Raw genomic sequence first — 20,073 nt, 5'->3', positions numbered from 1 at the left:
TTTTTATACTCCCGTACATTTTACTTTAGTGTAACACAATTGGGCAAGAAACGTCACCGAAAAACAAATTAATCCTCTTTTAAAGCTGGTTCATTGGCAGAGGATTGACTGACATGTCGGACAAGAATCACATCTTCTCCAATTTTCACAATCTGCGCCCAAGGAATGACAATTTCTTCTTCCTTGCCAAAAAAGCCAAACATTTTTCCCGAACGGCTGATCACAATTGAATCGATCGTTCCTGCACTCAAGTTTAAATTAATATCTGTAATGTTCCCCAGCTTTTTCCCGTTCGCAACATTGACGATATCTTTCAGCTGAAAATCTGATATTCTTCCCATTGTACAGCCCCCTTGTCACATTGTTCCTGTTTTAATAAATATATGCGCAGCCACAAAAATAAGACTCAACTTGCGTTATCCGCTAGCGAGTCTGTCTATGTATTAATTAATATTTTTGTTCATTTGCTTAATCGCCGCTTTTTCTAGCCTTGATACTTGAGCTTGTGATATGCCGATTTCATCGGCTACTTCCATCTGGGTTTTCCCCTGATAAAACCGTTTGCGGATAATCATTTTTTCTCTTTCATTTAGCCGCTTCAGTCCTTCTTTCAATGCGATTTCTTCAATCCAATTAGAATCCTTGCAGCTGTCGTCGCTTAATTGATCCATCACAAAGATCGGATCTCCGCCGTCGTTGTAAATCGGTTCAAATAAGGAAACGGGATCTTGAATGGAATCGAGAGCAAAAACGATATCTTCTTTCGGAACACCGAGCTCTTTGCTAATCTCCTCAGCCGTCGGTTCTTTGGAAGTTTCCGACATTAATTTCTCACGCACTTGCAGGGCTTTATAAGCCACATCCCTTAAGGAACGCGAGACTCTGATAGGATTATTATCGCGCAAATACCTTCTGATTTCTCCAATAATCATCGGCACCGCATAGGTGGAAAAGCGCACATTATGACTCAAATCAAAATTATCAATAGACTTCATTAAACCAATGCAGCCCACTTGAAATAAATCATCCACATACTCGCCGCGATTATTAAAGCGCTGGATCACACTCAGCACAAGCCGTAAATTTCCATTTATAAGAGTTTCCCTTGCTGAGAGCTCTCCCGACTGAAGTTGTTTAAACAACACCTTCATCTCTTCATTCTTCAAAATCGGAAGCTTTGACGTGTCCACGCCGCAAATCACGACCTTATTCCGCACCATTATGTCTATCCCCTCCTTGCAGGAACTGCTGTACAACATCAGTATCTCCCACACCAAAAAAAACTATGCACCAAAGAAAAGCGGAAGCGGCCGTTTAGACTCGGCAGACATAAGACGGACCGCCGAAGTGGCGCTCTTGGCCACACAGGCGGGCCGACTTATGACCGAGAGTCTGGCCGCTGCAGCTGGATCACGAAAAGCGGAAGGCGCTCGTTCAGCGGCGACCAGCACAAGACAGAACGCATAGAAAGGTGTTCTTTACCTTTCTCAGCGGTCTGGCTTGTGACCTCGAGCCGCTAGCGCCTGCAGCTGGACAACACCGAAATGCGGAGCCGACTGCCCTGGGGCGACAAGCAGATGAACGGCAGACGAAATGGCGTTCTTTTGCCATGCAGTCTGACGGGCATCTGACCTCGAGCCCCAAGGAGGCGAAACTGGACAATCAAGAAAAGCGGAAGCGGCCGTTTAGACTCGGCTGGCTTGTGACCGAAAGGAGCTTAAAACGGCAAAGAGGAGAAGCTGCGGAAGAATGCCTGATAGCAGCAAAGGCTGCACTATTAAAAAGAAGAAGAAAAAATGAAGCTGACTTTTAAGATCAGCTTCATGATTCAGACCATTTTATTAAATTCTTTCTGCAAGCGATGGATGATTCTTTTTTCCAGCCTAGAGATATATGATTGTGATATGCCAAGCAAATCGGCGACATCTTTCTGGGTTTTCTCTTCCCCTCCCTTTAACCCAAACCGCAGTTCCATGATTTGCTTTTCTCTCGCTGACAGCTGTTCCAATGCTTTAAAAAGTAAGCTGCGGTCCACTCCCGCTTCAATATTTTTCGTAATAATATCGGGGTCTGTTCCCAATACGTCAGAAAGCAGAAGCTCGTTGCCGTCCCAATCCACGTTTAGAGGTTCATCAAACGATACTTCCGAGCGAATTTTATTATTTCTTCGCAAATACATAAGAATTTCATTTTCAATGCATCGAGATGCATAGGTAGCCAGCTTGATTTTCTTTTCAGGATTGAAGGTATTAACAGCTTTAATTAAACCGATCGTACCGATACTTATGAGATCCTCAATATTGATCCCTGTATTTTCAAACTTTCTTGCAATGTACACAACAAGCCGCAAATTTCTTTCAATCAGCAATGCCCTCGCCGCTTGATCACCGGACGGCAGCTTCGTTAGCAGCTGTTCTTCCTCATCGCGGGATAACGGCGGAGGAAGCGCTTCGCTTCCTCCAATATAATAAATTTCATCCGTTTTGATTTTTAATTTAATCAGCAGTTTGTACCAATAATAAACGATTTTTAGCCTTAGACCTTTCATAAAACGACCTCCCTTATAATAAATATAGATAGATGGCTGGAAACAGCTTTAAGAAACCTCTTCAAATGATAGGGGCAGCACCATTTTGGGGTGCAATATACATGAAAATTGGTCATCAGAGGAAAGGTTCATCGCTGTAAAGTTCACGAGCACCTTGGAAACATCCGCTTTCCTTGTCCCATTTGAAACCTCCACCTTGTCCGGTTTGAAAGCCGGCAACAATTGATGAGGCTTCCCGACTGATTTAGCCGGAATGAACCTCATGCGCTCCATCCAGCCGCTCGGGAGTTCGAGTTCACCAAACAGCAAAGACTCCGGCTTTTCAGCAGCTTCCAGCACTTCCGCAGGTAACTGTTTTTCTAAACCACGGGTCGACACCAGCATCACTGGTGCTTTGGAAATCGGATCTTGCAGCTGATTTCCTGTGTCCACTAACCCCCTGAATAAAAATACCCTTCCATCCATCTGCATTTCCACATCCAACAATTGATCATGCTGCAGCTGCGAGGTTTGAAAATCTTCCGCTCTATTTTTTGCAAAATGCCAAGCAATAGGCAGTCCAACCATTACAAACATCCAGCTGACGGGATCACCAAAACCACGGAGGCTGGCCAGAAAAAACGCTGAATCTAATTGCATATCAAATTGAATGAAATAATGAGTCCCTAAAAGCAATCCTCCCGTCAAGAATGTAGAAAAATAAAGCGCCATTAAATGACTGACAAAGTATTTCCACCGCTTAAAGCCAAATGCTCCCAACACCATAAAAACAGATAATGTCAGTTTGGCAAGAGGATGTCCAGCCAGCTGTGCTAATGGGGTGACCATCAGCACAATGCTTAAGGAGCCGATGAACCCTCCTAAAGCCAGTCGATACCATTTAACTGATCGTTTCAAGAAAATGGCCGCAATCCATAACAATAAAGTATCAGCCAAAAAGTTCAACAACCATACGGCATCTAAATAAAGAACCACTTTTATCCTCCTTTTCATCGCATCAGCCTGACTCAAATATTCATTTCTTAAAGTATATCGGGGCCTGCAAAAGAAGTCTGTCATAATTTAGAAGAAAAAAAGCAGAGCTTTTAAACGAACCTTCCGAAGTTTGTCAAATGCTTTGGATTAAAGGACGCAAAGAATGATAGAATGCTTGCTTCAAAGCAAATAAAAATAGCTAAAGGCAGATCCAGCTGGATCTGCCTTTAGCTATTTAACCGTTAACATCTCTTAACGGCGTCTGTTGCGGTTGCGAAGGAAAGTTGGAATATCCAATGTGTCTTCAATTGGCTGAGAAGGCTGTCTGGACTGCATGTCCTGCTGCATCGTCTCCTCGCGCTTCACTTCACGCTTAGGCATGGAAGAAGGCGCTTGCTGTTTCATCTGGCCAAAACCAGGGCGTGATGGTTTGGTTTGTTGAAGAACACTTTCTTTAAATCCTGTCGCAATGACTGTCACCACAATCTCGTCTTTTAAATTATCATTAATAACTGAACCGAAAATCATATTGACTTCTTGATCCGAAGCCGAAGCAACGATATCAGCAGCCTCCTGAACTTCATACAAGCTTAAGTTTGTTCCGCCTGTGATGTTCATAATAACACCTTGAGCTCCATCAATAGATGTTTCCAGCAGCGGACTGGAAATCGCCTTTTTGGCTGCTTCAGCAGCACGATTTTCCCCAGATGCCACACCGATTCCCATTAAAGCAGAGCCTTTATTGGACATAATGGTCTTCACATCTGCAAAGTCCAGATTAATCAATCCAGGAGTAGCAATTAAATCCGAAATTCCCTGTACCCCTTGCCGAAGAACATTATCTGCTTCTCTAAACGCTTCAAGCATCGGCGTGCTCTTATCCACGATCTCCAACAAGCGATCATTCGGGATCACAATTAGGGTATCTACAGCTGCTTTCATGGATTCAATTCCGCCTGCTGCTTGCGTAGCACGCTTGCGCCCTTCAAAAGTAAACGGCCGCGTGACGACCCCGACTGTTAAAGAACCAAGATCCTTGGCGATTTGCGCAATGACTGGCGCTGCTCCAGTGCCAGTTCCGCCTCCCATTCCGGCTGTAACAAACACCATATCCGCGCCTCTCAGCGCTTCTTCAATTTGCTCTTTGCTTTCTTCGGCGGCTTTCTTCCCCACCTCAGGATTTGCCCCTGCACCAAGTCCCCGTGTAAGCTTGGAGCCAATCTGCATCTTTATTTCTGCTTTTGAAAGATTTAAAGCTTGTGCATCCGTATTCACAGCAATAAACTCCACGCCTTGAACCCCGTGTTCGATCATACGGTTCACAGCATTGTTTCCGCCACCGCCTACGCCAATGACTTTTATCGTCGCTAATGAATCTAAATTAGTATCAAACTCCAACATGACAAATCCTCCTAATCCGTCGTTATTCTCTATGATGACTATTCCTCGAAAAAGTATCCGAAAAATCTTTTCACTTTAGAAGTCAGCTTTTGGTCCTTCTTTTTTTCAGTCTTTGCTTTTTGCGGCTGCGGCACTTCTTTCGGACGAACTTCTGGGGCAGCGGCCACTTTTTGTGTCACACTAATATCTCGTCCTTGTAATCTAGCATGTTTATAGGCGTATTTAATTAGACCAACCGCTGTCGTATATTGCGGCTCTCTCACTCCGATATAATCAGGAATCGCAACGCGAACCCGACTTTGAAAAACATCTTGCGCTAAGTCAAGAATGCCTGGAAGAGCTGAAGTTCCGCCTGTTAACACAAAGCCTCCGGGCACATCATGAACTCCTTGATGTCTTAACTCCGCCACCACCATTTCAAACACTTCTTCTAATCTAGCTTCTATAATATCAGAAATTTCCAACTGATTAAATTGCTGATGTTGGTCGCTTCCAATAATAGGAACACTAAACACTTCTTCTTCAGAAGCAAGATCATAAAAAGCATGTCCATGCTTCAATTTAATTTCCTCAGCATCTTCCGTTGACGTCCGCAAACCGATGGATAAATCCTTCGTAATATGGTCTCCGCCAATCGGGAACACAGCGGCCGACTTAATATGTCCTTGATTAAAGATTGTCACTGTTGTGGAACCGCCGCCGATGTCAACGAGAACGGTTCCTAAATTTTGTTCATCTTTAGATAGAGCAATTTCCCCAGTGGCCAATGGCTGAAACACAATATCCATAATCTCCAGCCCCGCCCGTTCAACACAGCGTAATGTATTATGTAAGAAAGTTTTTGACCCTGTTACAATAATACCTTCCATTTCTAAGCGGACGCCGATCATGCCGCGCGGATCCGTAATTTCATCCAGTCCATCTACAATAAATTGTTTGGGAATAACATTTATAATCTCGCGATCAGGAGGAATTGACATCACCTGAGAAGCATCCATCACCCTTGAGATATCTTCATCTGATATTTCTCGATTTTCACTCCCTACTGCGACCACGCCGCTGCAAGGCTGCAAAAGGGCATGATTCCCGGCGATGCCGACAATCACTTGATTAATCTCCATTCCCACCATGCGCTCAGCCTGTTCAATTGCTTTTTTAATCGAATGAACGGTCTCGTCTATATCCACAACTGAGCCCTTTCGGATTCCCTTTGACTTAACATTTCCAACTCCGATAATATTCAATGACTCATTGACCATTTCTCCAATGATCACTTTAATAGCGGATGTACCAATATCGAGACTTACTAAAATTTCATTGCTGTTCATTCTTTGGCACCTCCTTTTACCCAAAACTCATTATACGAACAACAACACTCTTAATTGATCATAGTTTTTATAAAGAGGATATTCGTCATTTTCAACAATTTCCCCTTTTAAATTCTGTATTTTTTTAAATTAACTTTTCCTTTCCATAGCGCGAAAAAAAAGCTACATAACAGTAAGCGGTTATCAACTATACCAGACAAACCGCTTAGTATAAGTCTACACTAAGTTATACGCGTAGAAAAGCCAAACTTGTTCTAATAAAAAATAAAGCTAAAAAAGCACACTTGTTTCTCGGGACCCCATAAATGCGGCTCTTTACGGTTCCAGCTTCAATTCTTCCTGCTCGTCCGCCTTCTCTGATCCGTACGGCTTAAAGTACGAGCCGACTTCAATATGGATGACCCCTTTCACTCGCGGATCAAGCTGACTAACAATCGAAGGATAGTATTTCATTTTCTCAGAGAACGTGGCAAGCGTGGCAGAAACCTCGTAGCCGTCATTCATAAAAAGCTGAATGCGCTGATGGTCTGTTTTTTTAGGTGCATAGTAAATCTCTGAAATGGCATTGACGATTTCACGCGGAAGCTCCTGTAAAGAACGCATCATTAAATCTAGTTCTCTGCCGTTTTTAAATTCATATAGAATAGGCAGCTCCTCTAATGTTCCTGTTGCAGGAGTGCGCAGAACTGCGCCGTTTGCCAAAACGGGATGGAATCTTTTCCCCTTAGATAAATAAGCGAGCTTGTTCTGCTCTTTGACTTGAATCTGATATTTATTCGGGAAGGAGAAAGAAACCTTTGCCTGTTGAATCTTCGCATCCCGTTCAAGCTTAGCTTCAGCTTGCTCTTTATTGACCTTCCATACGCTGATTCCCTTCTTCATGCCGCTTCTCTGAATGATTTCTTCATCAGAAGTTAATTGGTTTCCCGCAACTTTAATGTGCTGCACCCGACTGAATGGCGACTGAAAATAAATAATCATCATTACCAAAAGGAAAAACATGGATATAACGAAAGCGAGACGACGATTTGTTTTTCGTTTTCTCATCTGTTTAAGCTTTGGAATTCGCTCTTCAATTGAGATAATATTCCTCTTTTCCATACCCTAATCCTCCCGATCCATGAATGGTCTTTAATAAACAGAAGTACGGCACCTCCTTCATGCCGCAACCATTCGCCTCTCAACTCTATTTTAGTGTAGAGGATAACAGGATAAAAGAGAAAACCAATAGGTCTTTCTATCTATTATTTAAATGAATTCTCCCTTCACTGCCGTAAAAATCCATATATCGGCAATTGCTATAAAAATATCCTCAGCTTCTTGCTTGCGTTAGGACCTGCTGTTAGCCAGCTTCATCATCAGCTGATGCAAGCGATCCGATGCATCTTTAATACCCAGCCCTACAGCTGCTTTCTTCATTTTCTGTAATTCTTCTTCTTTCATTAAGATGCCATCTAGTTGTTCAATCAAAGTTTCCGCTGACAAATCTTGTTCAGAAATCTTAACAGCTGCCCCGTGTTCTGTTAAAGAGCGCGCATTTTTCTCTTGATGGTTATTTGTCACATACGGACTCGGAATGAGAATGCTTGGAATACCGAGAGCCGTTAACTCCGCTAAAGTAGTGGCGCCCGCTCTGGAGACGACAAGATCAGATTCTACAAGCGCCTGAGGCATGTTATGAATGAATGGAGCCACCGCTACATTTCCCGGTGCGCCTGCAGCTTTTATGTCCTGTTGCACTTTATCAAAATGAATTTCTCCTGTAATATACAGAACCTGATAATCCCGCTTCGCTAGCAGCGGAATGGCTTTTACAACTGCTTCATTAATCGGGCGGGCACCGCGGCTGCCGCCGAATATCAGCACGGTTTTTTTGGCAGCGGACAGGCCAAACCCTTCGATAACGCCTGACGGTGTGGCGTTAACCACTTCAGAAGCTCTTGGATTTCCTGTCAAAACTACTTTTTCTTTAGGGAAAAATGACGCCGCTTCTTCAAAACAAACCGCCACTTTATCCACATATTTGCTTAAAAACTTATTTGTCAAGCCCGGCACGCTATTTTGCTCGTGCACCACTGTAGGAATTCCCAGCTTTGCAGCTGCATAAACCACGGGGCCGCACACATAGCCTCCTGTGCCGATCACCGCATCAGGATTGAATGTTCTGAGCATTTTCTTGCACTCTCTGACACCCTTTAGAAAACGCAGAACCGTTTTCACATTTTCTACAGAAACAGCTCGTTTGAAACCGGTAATATCAATCGCCTGAAAAGGGATATTTTCCCTTGTCACCAATTTAGATTCCAGCCCTTTTTCTGTCCCAATGTACAAAAAGGAGGTCTCTGGATGCTTTTCTTTAATCGTGCGAATTAAGGCAAGAGCCGGATAAATATGACCGCCAGTGCCGCCGCCGCTGACCACAATTTTCATCTATTTTTCACCCCTGATAAATTTCCTGCATTTCATCTCTTAAATATGTGTATGTACTGTGAGATCAAAACGTTTCTTTGCTTTTGTGCTGTCTGAATGACCGAGTGATTACGGCCTCTAGCTATGATCTATCATAATATATCTGTCTATTATATAAATATAGCTGTATCAAAATGAAAAGAAAAAATAAAAAACGTAGCATTTATCATTTTTTTGTTACAATGCCCTTTCCCTTCCATGACGGCCATTCCGCTTGGCGCAATCAACGCAATCCCATATTAAATCAATGTGCAGCAAGAATCAAATGATTTCAAGCAAAGATATACAGACGCCAATACAGCAAATCTTCAAACAGCGGGGGTTCTGCAGAAAAGAAGAGCAGAGGCTGACATCTTGTCACCTGCATCGTGCAGGTAAGCCGCTGCCGGGATCTCCCGCTTGAACTTTTGGCTGCCCGCTCCATTCTTGATGGGGAGGCTTAGACCATCTTGCAGGCAGATAAAAAAAGAAACCTTTTCAGGCTTCTTTTTTTAATATCTTGAATAGCGGCTGATATTTAAAAGGATCCCTATAGCTGCCAGCATCAGCGTTAAGGAGGAGCCTCCGTAGCTTAAAAACGGAAGCGTGATCCCGGTAACCGGCATCAATCCGGTTACGACCCCGATATTGATCATTACTTGAATGGCCACCATAGAGATGATACCGCAGGCCAGAAAGCTGCCAAATAAATCAGGCGCTCCTAACGCAATGCGAATTCCTCTCCATAATAAAAGTGAAAACAGCAAAAGGATAAACAGCCCGCCAATAAATCCGAGCTCCTCAGCTAAAATAGCAAAGATAAAATCCGTTTGCGGCTCAGGCAAATAATAATACTTTTGCCGGCTTTCGCCGATCCCCAAACCAAACAATCCGCCCGGCCCTATCGCATATAATGACTGGATGATTTGGAAGCCGCTTCCTAAAGGGTCGGACCACGGATCTAAAAAGGAAGTAATCCTCTTAATTCTGTAGGGGGCCGACAGCACGAGAGCGATAAACCCAGCGACCCCAGCCAGGCCCATGATGGCAAAATGAAAGATTCTCGCTCCGGAAGCAAACATCATGACAAGACAGGTGCCGACCATCACGGTTCCCGTTCCGAGATCCGGCTGCAGCATAATTAAAGCAAAAGCCGTGAAAACGAGCGCCAGTGCAGGCAGCAGCCCGTCCTTGAAATAAATCATCTGCTTTTGATGCCGGGATAAGTACCCCGCCAAAAACACAATCATCGCGAGCTTCATAAATTCTGAGGGCTGAATTGAAAAAGCCCCTGCTCCAATCCAGCTTTGCGAGCCGTTTCTCACCATGCCGACTCCAGGAATAAGGACGAGTATCAGCAAAATAAAGCAAATAGCCAGGCCCATCTTGGAATACTGGCGCCAGGTCCAATATTCGATGTTCATAATCAGCCACATCGCGCCCAGTCCTATAACCGCAAATAGCAGCTGCCTTTTCGCAAAAAAGGAAGCATCTTGAAACTTATATTCCGCCCAAACCTCGCTCGCGCTGTAAACCATTGTAAGTCCGGCAGTCAGCAATAACAGGATTAAAATCAGCAGCACATAATCCGGTGCAGATTTTTTCACTGGCAATGAACAACACCTCTAATTCATAGAATCAGAGCCCGTCCATTCCCTTATCATTACACAGGCAGGCTCTTAATTAAGTGTATGCACCGCCTCAATAAATATATCTCCCCGCTGCTCAAAAGTTTTGTATTGATCCCAGCTGGCGCAGGCAGGAGACAGTAAAATGACATCTCCCTCGGCAGACAGCCGGTAAGCTTGTGTGACCGCCTCCTGCATATGATCGGTTTTCACCACTTGGGCAACCCCCGCTCTCTCGGCCATTTCAGTCAGCTTTCCAGCCGTCTGACCAAATGTTACAAGCGCCTTTACCCTCTTCATATACGGGATTAAATCATCAAATCCATTTCCGCGATCCAGTCCGCCCGCAAGCAAAATAATCGGCTCGCTAAAAGCCGCTAACGCACTTTTAGTCGCCAATGTATTGGTCGCTTTAGAATCATTGTAGAATCTTCTGCCTTTTAATTCGCGCACAAACTGCGTGCGGTGCTTTACGCCTGAGAAGGTTGTCAGCACACGCTGAATCGCTTGATTGGAAACGCCGGCTAATTTAACGGCTGAAACCGCCGATAGAATGTTTTCCAAATTATGCGCCCCAGGCAACGCAATATCCTTCACCTTCATGATGCTCTCTTTGCGGAAGCAAAGCTCTCCATTTTCGATGCAAGCTCCATTTTCTACTGCTTTTTTCGTTGAAAACGGCACGATATTCGCCCGCGATTCTTTCGTTAAACGAATGAGCGCGTCCTGATCCGCATTGACAATTAAATAATCTTCTTCCGTTTGGTTTTTCGTAATATTTAACTTTGCTTTAGCGTACGCTTCCTTCGTGCCGTGGTAATCGAGATGCGCCTCGTATAAATTGGTGATGATGGCAATCCGCGGACGAAAGCGGTCTATCCCCATTAGCTGAAAAGAGGAAAGCTCAATGACGACTTGATCCTTCTTGGTCGCTTGTTGTACGACTTCAGAAGCCACCTTCCCGATGTTTCCGGCTAAGATTGCCGGTGCATGATCCGCTTTAAACATTTCATAAATCAGCGTCGTTGTCGTCGTCTTACCGTTCGTTCCGGTAATGCCAATAAACGGGGCCTCTGAGATTAAATAAGCTAGTTCCACCTCTGTTAACACGGGAATTTTTCTTTGAATAGCCCCGCTTACTAATGGATTCGTATAGGGGATCCCAGGATTTTTTACGATGGCTTCAAACCCTTCCTCCAACAACTCAATGGGGTGGCTGCCACAAATCACCTTAATCCCTTGTTCCAGTAAATGCTGCGCTTGCGGATTTTCACTTAATGGCTTTTGATCATTAACGGTGACAAATGCGCCGAGCTTGTGCAAAAGCAGAGCAGCGCTTACTCCGCTTTTGGCCAAACCAAGCACCAATACTTTTTTATGCTGAAAATCTGTAATAGTTTTCACTTAACTCCACGCTCCGATATAAATTCCAATAACGGCACAGATTACACCGACCGTCCAAAAAGTAACAACTACCCGCCATTCGGACCATCCTCCGAGTTCAAAATGGTGATGTAGCGGGCTCATGCGAAATACACGTTTTCCCGTTGCTTTAAATGAAGCCACTTGTATCATGACTGAAAGCGTTTCAGCCACAAACACCGCTCCAATAATGAGCAGCAGAAATTCCAGCTTCGTCAAAATGGAAATGGCCGCAATGGCTCCGCCTAACGCTAAGGAGCCGGTATCTCCCATAAACACCTTCGCCGGATGTGCGTTAAACACTAAAAAGCCGAGAACCGCTCCTACAATCGCAAATGAAAAGATGGCCGTTTCATCCATTCCCTTGCTCCAAGCAATGACAGCAAAAGCGCCAAAAGCCACTGCCGCTGTCCCGGACACTAGGCCGTCCAGCCCATCGGTTAAGTTTACCGCATTAGAAAAACCGACCAGCCAAAAGATAATAAACAGCGCATAAAAGATCCCTAAATCTAAAGTGACATCCGTCAACGGCAGGGTAATCTTAGTCGATAAGCCATTGTTGCTGTAAATCATATAGAAAATGATCGAAATGACAATTTGGCCTAACAGCTTTTGTTTCGATGTCAGCCCGAGGTTTCTTTTCATTACTACTTTAATGAAATCATCCAGAAAGCCAAGCAGGCCGAAGCCGATCATAACAAGCAATAAAAGTATTGTTTCAGTGCTGATCCCTGCGTAAATTTGCGCCATGAACATAGAAGTGATTATCACGGCGAGCAAAATGACCAAGCCCCCCATCGTCGGGGTGCCTGATTTCTTTTGATGCGACTGCGGTCCTTCCTCCCTAATACTCTGGCCAAATTTCAGCCTTCTTAAAAAAGGAATGAACAACGGGGCGATGGCCACCGTAATAATAAAGGCCATACTCATTGTTAAAAAGACATCTCTCTCAAGCATTTGTTAGTTCTCCTCTTTCTTCCGACGTGCCAACGCTTCTTTTGCCACTGTCCGGTCATCAAAGTCCAGTACGTGTTCACCGATGATCTGATACGTCTCATGCCCTTTTCCGGCAATGACAACCGCGTCACCCGCTTGAGCTTCGCGTATAGCATAGCCAATGGCTTTCTTGCGGTCAGCAATCACCTGATAAGACTTATCCTTTACACCCGCCTCCATATCTTTCAAAATGGAAAGCGGATCTTCACTTCTTGGATTATCAGAAGTGAAGATGGACACGTCCGAAAATTCACATGCGGCTTGCGCCATTAATGGCCGCTTTGTTTTGTCCCGATCGCCTCCGCATCCGATTACCGTGAACACTTTGCCGGCCGTTAATGGCTGAACCGTCTTCAATACATTAATCAAGCTGTCCGGAGTGTGGGCGTAATCAACGATCACCGCAACCCCCTGATCGTTCGGCACAAGCTCAAATCGGCCCGCTACCCCTTTAATTTGCTCGATTGCCGCTGCGGACTCATCCACATCAATTCCGGCAGCGTAAGCGGCTGAGACGGCAGCCAAAACATTATATACGTTAAATTTGCCGGCAAGTTGAGTCTTCATTACTCTTTTGCCGCCCGGATAATCGAGTACAAATTCCGTTCCCGCCGCTGTCAGCCTTATATCACGGGCTCTGAACATGGCTTCATGGTCAATTCCGTAAGTCACAATATGAGCAGCTGTTGCTTTTTCATAACTAGCTGAAGCTTCATCATCTCGGTTTAGCACAGCGAATTTCGGACGTTCAGTTGAATAGGTGTTGCCGAGCCGCGAGAAAAGCAGGCCTTTCGCCGCCCGATAGTTTTCCATTGTTTTGTGGAAGTCTAAATGGTCCTGAGTCAAGTTCGTAAACACCGCTATATCATAATCACATCCCCAGACGCGCCCCTCGTATAAAGCATGCGAAGAAACTTCCATTACGGCAGTCGTCACCCCCTGATCAACCATTTTCTTAAATGTTTTCTGAAGAGTTAAGCTCTCAGGGGTTGTATTCTTCGTATCCAGGACCTCTTCGCCAATTTTCATATACATTGTGCCGATCAAGCCCGTCGTTTCTCCCGCTGCCTGAAATACTTCACTCAGCAAATGACTGGTGGTCGTCTTTCCGTTTGTTCCGGTAACGCCGATTAATCTTAGCCGACTCGTCGGCGATTCATAAAAGCGATTAGCCAGGGCTGCCATCGCTCGTTTCGTATCAGAAACCAAAATCACCGGAGCGCCTGATACATGAACAGGATGCTCGGCGACCACAGCCGCAGCCCCCTTATGGACCGCTTCCTGCGCCACCTCGTGCCCATCAAACGTATAGCCCTTTATACAAATAAAGAGTGCTCCCTTTTCTATTTTCCGATGATCATTTTCAATTGACAATACCTCTGGATTGGCACTGCCTTCCATTTGATAAAAAGGAATTGACTTTAATAAGTCCATGAGTTTCACTTTTTTTCAATCCTTTCTGTGCCGCTGACATATGTATAATTCAGTATAGATCTACCCCTATTATTTTAACAAAAAAAGCGGTGGATGCGACTTCTTTTCCGCGCACACATCGACCATGTTACCACAATTTCTTGATTGTGCATGATTTTTTAGTCGCGGTTTTTCAAAAAAGTTTGCAGAACAAAACGGGAAGCCCCGCCAATGAAAGGACAGGGCTGCTGTTTTTGCATTCAGGAGCAGCAACGCTTAGTTGAAATACAATCGAACGGACGCTCCTGATTCTACCTTTGCCCCCGGCAGCGGTGATTGCTGCACAACCTTTGTTCCGTTTCCTGTTATTTCAAGCTTAAAGTCATACAATTGCTGCGCTAATTCTTTTCTGGTCATACCGCTGAAATCAGGAACTTCAACAATTCGCGGATCATTCCACTGAACCTCTTTCTCGATCTGTTTTTTTCGAGGCTGAACATCGAGTACCTGAAGGCTGTCTTCCATCATTCTCCCCACAATCGGCGCAGCGACCGTTCCTCCAAACTGAACGATGCCTTTCGGGTTGTCGATCGCTGTATAAATGACCAGCTGCGGATCATCCGCGGGAGCCACTCCAATAAAAGATACAATATGGTTGTTCTCAAGATAGCGGCCGCCTTTAGCCTTTTGGGCGGTTCCAGTTTTCCCTCCCACTCGATAGCCTTCTACAAACGCATTCCTTCCCGTTCCTTTTGCTACTACACTTTCTAAGGCAAAGCGGATTTTCCTCGATGTCTCTGAAGAAATCACGCGCCGTTTCACTGCGGGGGTTTGACGCTTGATCACTTTCCCTGTAGCCGGATCCACAAGCTCCTTCGCTACGTAAGGCTTGTAGAGAAGCCCGCCGTTGACGGCCGCTGATACAGCCGTCACTTGCTGAATCGGTGTAACAGCCACGCCTTGCCCAAATGCCGTCGTTGCCTGCTCCACAGGGCCGACTCGTTTTAAGTCAAACAGAATCCCCTTTCCTTCACCTTGCAAATCTATGCCTGTTTTCTCGCCAAAACCGAAGTTGCGGATGTACTGGAACAGCTGTTTCTTTCCGAGACGTTCACCTAACGACACAAAGCCCGGGTTGCAGGAATTTTCCACAACTTCCAGGAAAGATTGATGCCCATGCCCTCCCCGCTTCCAGCATTTAAGAGCTGCTCCCCCTACCTTCACAAAACCGGGATCATGAAAATGGTCTTTATATAAATCGACCTTTTTTTCTTCCAAGGCCGCAGCAAGGGTAATAATCTTAAAGGTAGAGCCCGGCTCATAAGTACTCCAAATCGGCAGATTCCGATTATAAATTTCCGGGGATACCTTCTGAAATTTCTCAGGATGGAAGGATGGTCTGCTCGCCATCGCTAATATTTCACCGTTTTTTGGATTCATCGCAATGGTGATTGCTCCATCCGGCTTGTAGGCCGCTTCTGCAATATCAAGCTCCCGTTCAACGATGGTTTGTATTCGGGAATCAATCGTCAGCCTTAAGTCCAGTCCATCTTTAGGAGGGGTATACCCGTCTGGCATTTGCGGCATTCTTTTCCCTTTCGCATCTGAAAAGAAACGCATCGCTCCCTTTTCTCCGCTTAATTCTTTATTGTAGTATGCTTCAAGGCCCATCAAGCCCTGATTATCGATCCCAGCAAATCCCAACACATGAGCAAGGCTTTTGCCCAAGGGATAATGTCTCTTGGAATCTTCCGCAATATATACTCCTTTAATGCCTAAGTTTCTTACTTCTTCTGCTTTTTCAAAGGAAATTTTCCTCCCTTCAGGATGGATTCTTTCCAAGGACGTTTTTTTCGTCAGATGATTATATGCTTTTTGTTCGGAAATCTGTAACACACCGGCTAGTTTTTTTGCGGCTTCCTGCGGGTTTTCAATTTGGCGCGGCACGACATAAACGGTGGGAGCACTTTTATTCTCTGCCAGAGCTTCTCCATTTCGATCAGTGATCTTCCCTCTTTCAGGTTCGAATGGTATATTGCGGCTCCATAAATTCTGCGCTTTATCCGTCAGATCATCCCCTAAAGCAAACTGCACATAGCCAAGACGAACAGCGATAATTGAAAAGACCGCCAATCCCGCCAGCATGATAAAAACAAGCCGCTTTCTGACTGTGACAGCTGATACTTTCTTCAACTTGTCTCCCCCTTCCATTCTCAATCAATATATGCAGGACAAGCTGAAATATGAGAGAGCCTGGAGCATAGCTATATTGGCTGTCATGAAAGCCGAAGCATAGTATTCTTGCAAAACACGATGAACCATAAAAAAATAAAACCGAACTATTACGAAACTCTAAATAAGAGCTCTAAATAATAGTTCGGCTTTTTTATCAGCTGAAAATCTTTTGTCCCGGCCTCCCCGATTCGTTACTGTTCTTCCTCTCGTTTATCAGCCGGTGTTTTTTGCGGTTGTTTGTCCAATTTTATGATTAATTTTCTTGCCTTTTTCAAAGGGGTGCCCGGCTTAATATTTTGGCTTTTTACGTAGCCTTCTCCTGAAAAGCTAACCTTCAGATCAAGCAGCTGGGCCGCCTTCATAACGTCCCGTAAAGACCAAGAAGTGAGATCGGGCATGACCGCTTCTCCTTCTGCTGTGAACAGCAACTTTTCCCCTTGAAGCATGGAGGTTCCAGGACCCGGAAGCTGCCCTTTCACTTTCTTGCCTTTCCCCATTACAATCGGTTCAGCTCCCTCTGCTTTCATCGCTTTCACAGCTTCATCCAATTCTTTATCACGCCAATCTTTTACCTGAATCGTCTTGGCTTCTACGGTTTGTTTCGGCTTAATATTCAAATACTGCAGACTGTTTCTCATCACAGGATTAAATATTTGGGCAACCGCTTCGGAACCTGTCCCTGATTTAAGCTTGGGCTGGGCAACGGCTGCATACACAATCAGCTGTGGGTTATCTTTGGGAGCCATGCCCAAAAACGAGTAAATATAATCATTAGCCCCCTGCAAATACCCTCCATTGGGATTAGGCATTTGCGCTGTCCCCGTTTTGCCTGCAACTTCATATCCTTGAATTTTGTAGTCTTTTCCTGTCCCGTGTTCTCCGGTTACGACCGTGCCGAGGATATCTCGAACTTGCTTGGCTGTGTCTTTAGAAATCGGTTCACCCACAACCTTTGGCTTATGTTTCACGAGCGCCTCCTTCGTCCGGTCATCCACTATTTGATCAATGACGTATGGCTTCATCATCTTCCCATCATTCGCCACAGCTGTCGCGGCTTGAATCAATTGCAAAGCGGTCGTCGTACTACCTTGTCCGAATGAGGTGGTCACTTGCTCAATTGGATAGCGGTATAAAATACTTCCTGCCGCTTCGTTCCGTAATCCAATTCCTGTTTTCTTGCCAAAGTGAAAGTCCTCTAAATATTGGCGGAATACCTCTGGGCCCATTTTTTCCAGCAAGTACGCCATCGCCACATTAGATGAACGCTGGACCCCTTCTAAAAAGCTGATATTCCCCCAGCCGGCGCCATAATTATGATCACCGATCGAGTTTCTTCCTACTTTATAACGCCCTGACTTGTATTGTTCATCCGGATGAAATACACCTTCCTCAATGGCTGCGGCCAATGTAAAGATCTTGAAGGTGGAGCCAGGCTCATAGGAATACTCCACAAGGTCATTTTGCCAGTTATCGCCGAGCCCCTCCTTCGTGCCAGGGTGAAACGTCGGACGCTGGCTCATCGCTAAGATCTTTCCCGTTTTGGCGTCGGCGACAATTCCAAACGCTTTACCCGGATTGTGCTGCTGCTCCACATCATTTAAAGCATCCTCTAAAAAGGTTTGGATTTTCGTATCGATTGTCAAGTAAATATGATCACCGTGGTCCGGCTCTTCCACCATCTCTTTCTTTCCCGGCAGCAAATATCCCCAGAGATCACTTTTATACTGTATTTTTCCGTTTTTTCCCTTTAAATATTTTTCATACCCTTCTTCTATTCCCAATTGTCCGACGGTATTGCTTCCCCTTTTTTCTTCTGGCTTTTGCGTAAAGCCGACTAAGTGAGAGGCGAATTTGCCGTTCGGATAAAAACGCTTAGAATCCCGCTGAAAGATGATTCCCGGCAGTTTTTCTTTTTCGATGGCTTTTTTGGTTTTGTTGGACAAATCACGGCCCGCCTTTCCAAACTCCACCTGAAACGCACCTTTTTTTCTCAGCTTTACAAGAATCTCGTCTTCCTCCATATCAATATATTTAGCTAGCACTTTGGCGGTTTTTTCCGGATTGGTGACATGCTTCGGCTTTTTCGGATTCGTCGTCATAGACGGATCTAATATCGCTGCCATCGTGAAAGAAGTTGTGTCTTCTGCAATGACTGTCCCATGCCGGTCATAAATCGCACCTCTTTTGGCTTCAAGCACGTCCGTTTTCAAATATTTATGCAAAGCTTCATTTTTTAATGAGTGTCCATCTGCTTTTCCAGTAACTTGAATAAACAGAAAGCGGATAAATAAGACAAAAAAGAGCAGGGCGAATATTACAAATAATATCGCTGCTCCTCTTTTCATATTTTTTCGGTTTTCGTTCATTTGGGCTGCACAACCTTAATATTTTGTTCACTTAAATCTAATCCAAGCTCTTTCGCTCGCTTCCAAATTTTCTCGTATGTACTTTCTTCGCTGACTTGAACCTCCAGGTCGCGATTCACTTTCTGCTGCTCTTTAACTTGCAGTTCAACATCCTGTATATCTTTGTTAATTTCATATAAAGCGGCTTGCGTGGAAACGACTTTCGCTCCCATAAAGCAGATCAGTAAGGCAAATGCCAGAAAAAGAATTTTTTCTCCTGGCGTAAACCACTTCTTCTTTTCTTGTTTGACACTCCTATGTACGGCCGAATCGGAGCTGTATTTCACCGATTGCTTCTTTGCTAGATTATCCATGTTTTCCCCCTTGTTTTTTCATTGATATTTTTTCCGCTATTCGCAGCTTGGCTGAACGCGCTCGATTATTAAGCTGTAATTCTTCATCAGATGGCATAATCGGCTTTCTTGTAATCAATTTCAATTCAGGCTGATACTCGTCAGGGATGACGGGCAAGCCGGGAGGCAAATCTGGACCTTTGCTTGCTTCTTTAAAAATCGTTTTACAAATCCGGTCTTCCAGGGAATGGAATGTAATGACACTGATTCTGCCTTGCGTTTTCAGCAGGCTGATCGATTGACGCAAGGACTCTTCAAACACGCCTAACTCATCATTCACAGCAATGCGGATCGCTTGAAATACCCGCTTTGCTGGATGCCCTCCCTTTCTTCGGGCCGGGGCCGGAATGCCCTCTTTAATCAATTCGACGAGCTCTCCCGTCGTTTGAATCGGTTTCTTCTCCCGGGCGGCTTCGATTTTGCGGGCAATCTGCTTGGAGAACTTTTCTTCTCCGTATTGAAAGAATGTTCGCACCAGCTTCTCATAAGGCCAGTGATTCACGACATCGTACGCGCTGACTCCTCCGGTTAAATCCATCCGCATATCAAGAGGAGCATCATGATGATAGCTAAATCCTCTCTCCGGCGTGTCCAGCTGAGGAGAAGAAACGCCGAGATCATACAACACACCGTCCACCCGCTCTACCCCAAGCTGCAGAAGCTCTTCCTTTATATATTTAAAATTGCTTCTAATGAAGGTTACTCGGTCTCCAAAGCGGGCCAGCCTTTCCTTGGCATGATGAATCGCTGTTTCATCTTGGTCAAAAGCATACAGCTTCCCGCCTTCACCAAGCAGCGACAGCAAATATTCACTGTGTCCCGCCCCTCCAAGCGTGCAATCCACGTACACGCCATTCGGCTGAATATTAAGTCCTTCTACCGTTTCTTTTAATAATACAGTTGTATGTTCAAAATTCATGT

Annotated in this window: 17 protein-coding genes; 1 reads left to right on the top strand and 16 read right to left on the bottom strand. The window is 44.9% G+C overall.

The window, feature by feature from the left end:
• Positions 1-68: 68 nt before the first annotated feature.
• Both CEF20_RS05395 and sigG read right to left on the bottom strand, forming a co-directional pair.
• Positions 69-341: a YlmC/YmxH family sporulation protein gene (locus CEF20_RS05395; RefSeq protein WP_100330835.1), complete on the bottom strand. Its 273-nt coding sequence runs from the start codon at positions 339-341 to the stop codon at positions 69-71.
• 102 nt (positions 342-443) lie between these two features.
• Positions 444-1,220: an RNA polymerase sporulation sigma factor SigG gene (sigG, locus tag CEF20_RS05390; RefSeq protein WP_100330834.1), complete on the bottom strand. Its 777-nt coding sequence runs from the start codon at positions 1,218-1,220 to the stop codon at positions 444-446.
• A 251-nt stretch (positions 1,221-1,471) separates the two neighbouring features.
• Here sigG and CEF20_RS05385 point away from each other — a divergent pair, with 251 nt between their 5' ends.
• Positions 1,472-1,813 carry a hypothetical protein gene (locus tag CEF20_RS05385; RefSeq protein ID WP_100330833.1) on the top strand — a complete coding sequence of 114 codons (342 nt, stop codon included), beginning with the start codon at positions 1,472-1,474 and terminating at the stop codon, positions 1,811-1,813.
• A gap of 15 nt (positions 1,814-1,828) precedes the next feature.
• On the opposite strand, the gene sigE is transcribed toward CEF20_RS05385, so the two are convergent.
• The 14 genes from sigE to rsmH form a co-directional block, all read right to left on the bottom strand.
• Positions 1,829-2,548: an RNA polymerase sporulation sigma factor SigE gene (gene sigE, locus CEF20_RS05380; protein WP_100330832.1), complete on the bottom strand. Its 720-nt coding sequence runs from the start codon at positions 2,546-2,548 to the stop codon at positions 1,829-1,831.
• 48 nt (positions 2,549-2,596) lie between these two features.
• Entirely contained in the window at positions 2,597-3,523 is a 927-nt protein-coding gene (gene spoIIGA, locus CEF20_RS05375) for a sigma-E processing peptidase SpoIIGA (protein WP_100330831.1), read from the bottom strand.
• A gap of 252 nt (positions 3,524-3,775) precedes the next feature.
• On the bottom strand, positions 3,776-4,924 hold the full coding sequence (gene ftsZ / locus CEF20_RS05370) for a cell division protein FtsZ (RefSeq protein WP_100330830.1): 1,149 nt from the start codon (positions 4,922-4,924) through the stop codon (positions 3,776-3,778).
• 38 nt (positions 4,925-4,962) lie between these two features.
• Positions 4,963-6,252, bottom strand: coding sequence for a cell division protein FtsA (gene ftsA / locus CEF20_RS05365; protein ID WP_100330829.1), 1,290 nt, complete (start codon positions 6,250-6,252; stop codon positions 4,963-4,965).
• Between the two features lie 315 nt (positions 6,253-6,567).
• A complete protein-coding gene (locus CEF20_RS05360; protein ID WP_100330828.1) occupies positions 6,568-7,353 on the bottom strand; it encodes a cell division protein FtsQ/DivIB in 786 nt (261 codons plus the stop codon).
• Between the two features lie 228 nt (positions 7,354-7,581).
• Complete coding sequence (murG, locus tag CEF20_RS05355) at positions 7,582-8,682, bottom strand: undecaprenyldiphospho-muramoylpentapeptide beta-N-acetylglucosaminyltransferase (protein ID WP_100330827.1); 1,101 nt, start codon at positions 8,680-8,682, stop codon at positions 7,582-7,584.
• A 530-nt stretch (positions 8,683-9,212) separates the two neighbouring features.
• The gene (gene spoVE / locus CEF20_RS05350; RefSeq protein WP_100330826.1) at positions 9,213-10,313 is read right to left on the bottom strand and encodes a stage V sporulation protein E; all 1,101 of its coding nucleotides are present in this window, start codon (positions 10,311-10,313) and stop codon (positions 9,213-9,215) included.
• A gap of 66 nt (positions 10,314-10,379) precedes the next feature.
• Positions 10,380-11,732, bottom strand: coding sequence for a UDP-N-acetylmuramoyl-L-alanine--D-glutamate ligase (gene murD / locus CEF20_RS05345; protein WP_100330825.1), 1,353 nt, complete (start codon positions 11,730-11,732; stop codon positions 10,380-10,382).
• Positions 11,733-12,707, bottom strand: coding sequence for a phospho-N-acetylmuramoyl-pentapeptide-transferase (mraY, locus tag CEF20_RS05340; protein WP_100330824.1), 975 nt, complete (start codon positions 12,705-12,707; stop codon positions 11,733-11,735).
• Positions 12,708-12,710: 3 nt separating this feature from the next.
• Positions 12,711-14,189, bottom strand: coding sequence for a UDP-N-acetylmuramoyl-L-alanyl-D-glutamate--2,6-diaminopimelate ligase (locus CEF20_RS05335; RefSeq protein WP_269799212.1), 1,479 nt, complete (start codon positions 14,187-14,189; stop codon positions 12,711-12,713).
• Positions 14,190-14,435: 246 nt separating this feature from the next.
• Positions 14,436-16,370, bottom strand: coding sequence for a stage V sporulation protein D (locus tag CEF20_RS05330; protein WP_100330822.1), 1,935 nt, complete (start codon positions 16,368-16,370; stop codon positions 14,436-14,438).
• 215 nt (positions 16,371-16,585) lie between these two features.
• Complete coding sequence (locus CEF20_RS05325) at positions 16,586-18,760, bottom strand: penicillin-binding protein (protein WP_100330821.1); 2,175 nt, start codon at positions 18,758-18,760, stop codon at positions 16,586-16,588.
• Complete coding sequence (ftsL, locus tag CEF20_RS05320; protein WP_100330820.1) at positions 18,757-19,113, bottom strand: cell division protein FtsL; 357 nt, start codon at positions 19,111-19,113, stop codon at positions 18,757-18,759. The genes CEF20_RS05325 and ftsL overlap by 4 nt, the downstream gene beginning before the upstream one ends.
• Complete coding sequence (gene rsmH / locus CEF20_RS05315) at positions 19,106-20,071, bottom strand: 16S rRNA (cytosine(1402)-N(4))-methyltransferase RsmH (protein ID WP_100330819.1); 966 nt, start codon at positions 20,069-20,071, stop codon at positions 19,106-19,108. Before rsmH ends, ftsL begins: the two co-directional genes overlap by 8 nt.
• Between the last annotated feature and the right edge of the window lie 2 nt (positions 20,072-20,073).

This window comes from Bacillus xiapuensis (assembly GCF_002797355.1).
GTDB lineage: Bacteria > Bacillota > Bacilli > Bacillales > Domibacillaceae > Bacillus_CE > Bacillus_CE xiapuensis.
Note: the sequence above shows the minus strand (reverse complement) of the source record. Positions and strands in the feature narration are given on the sequence as shown.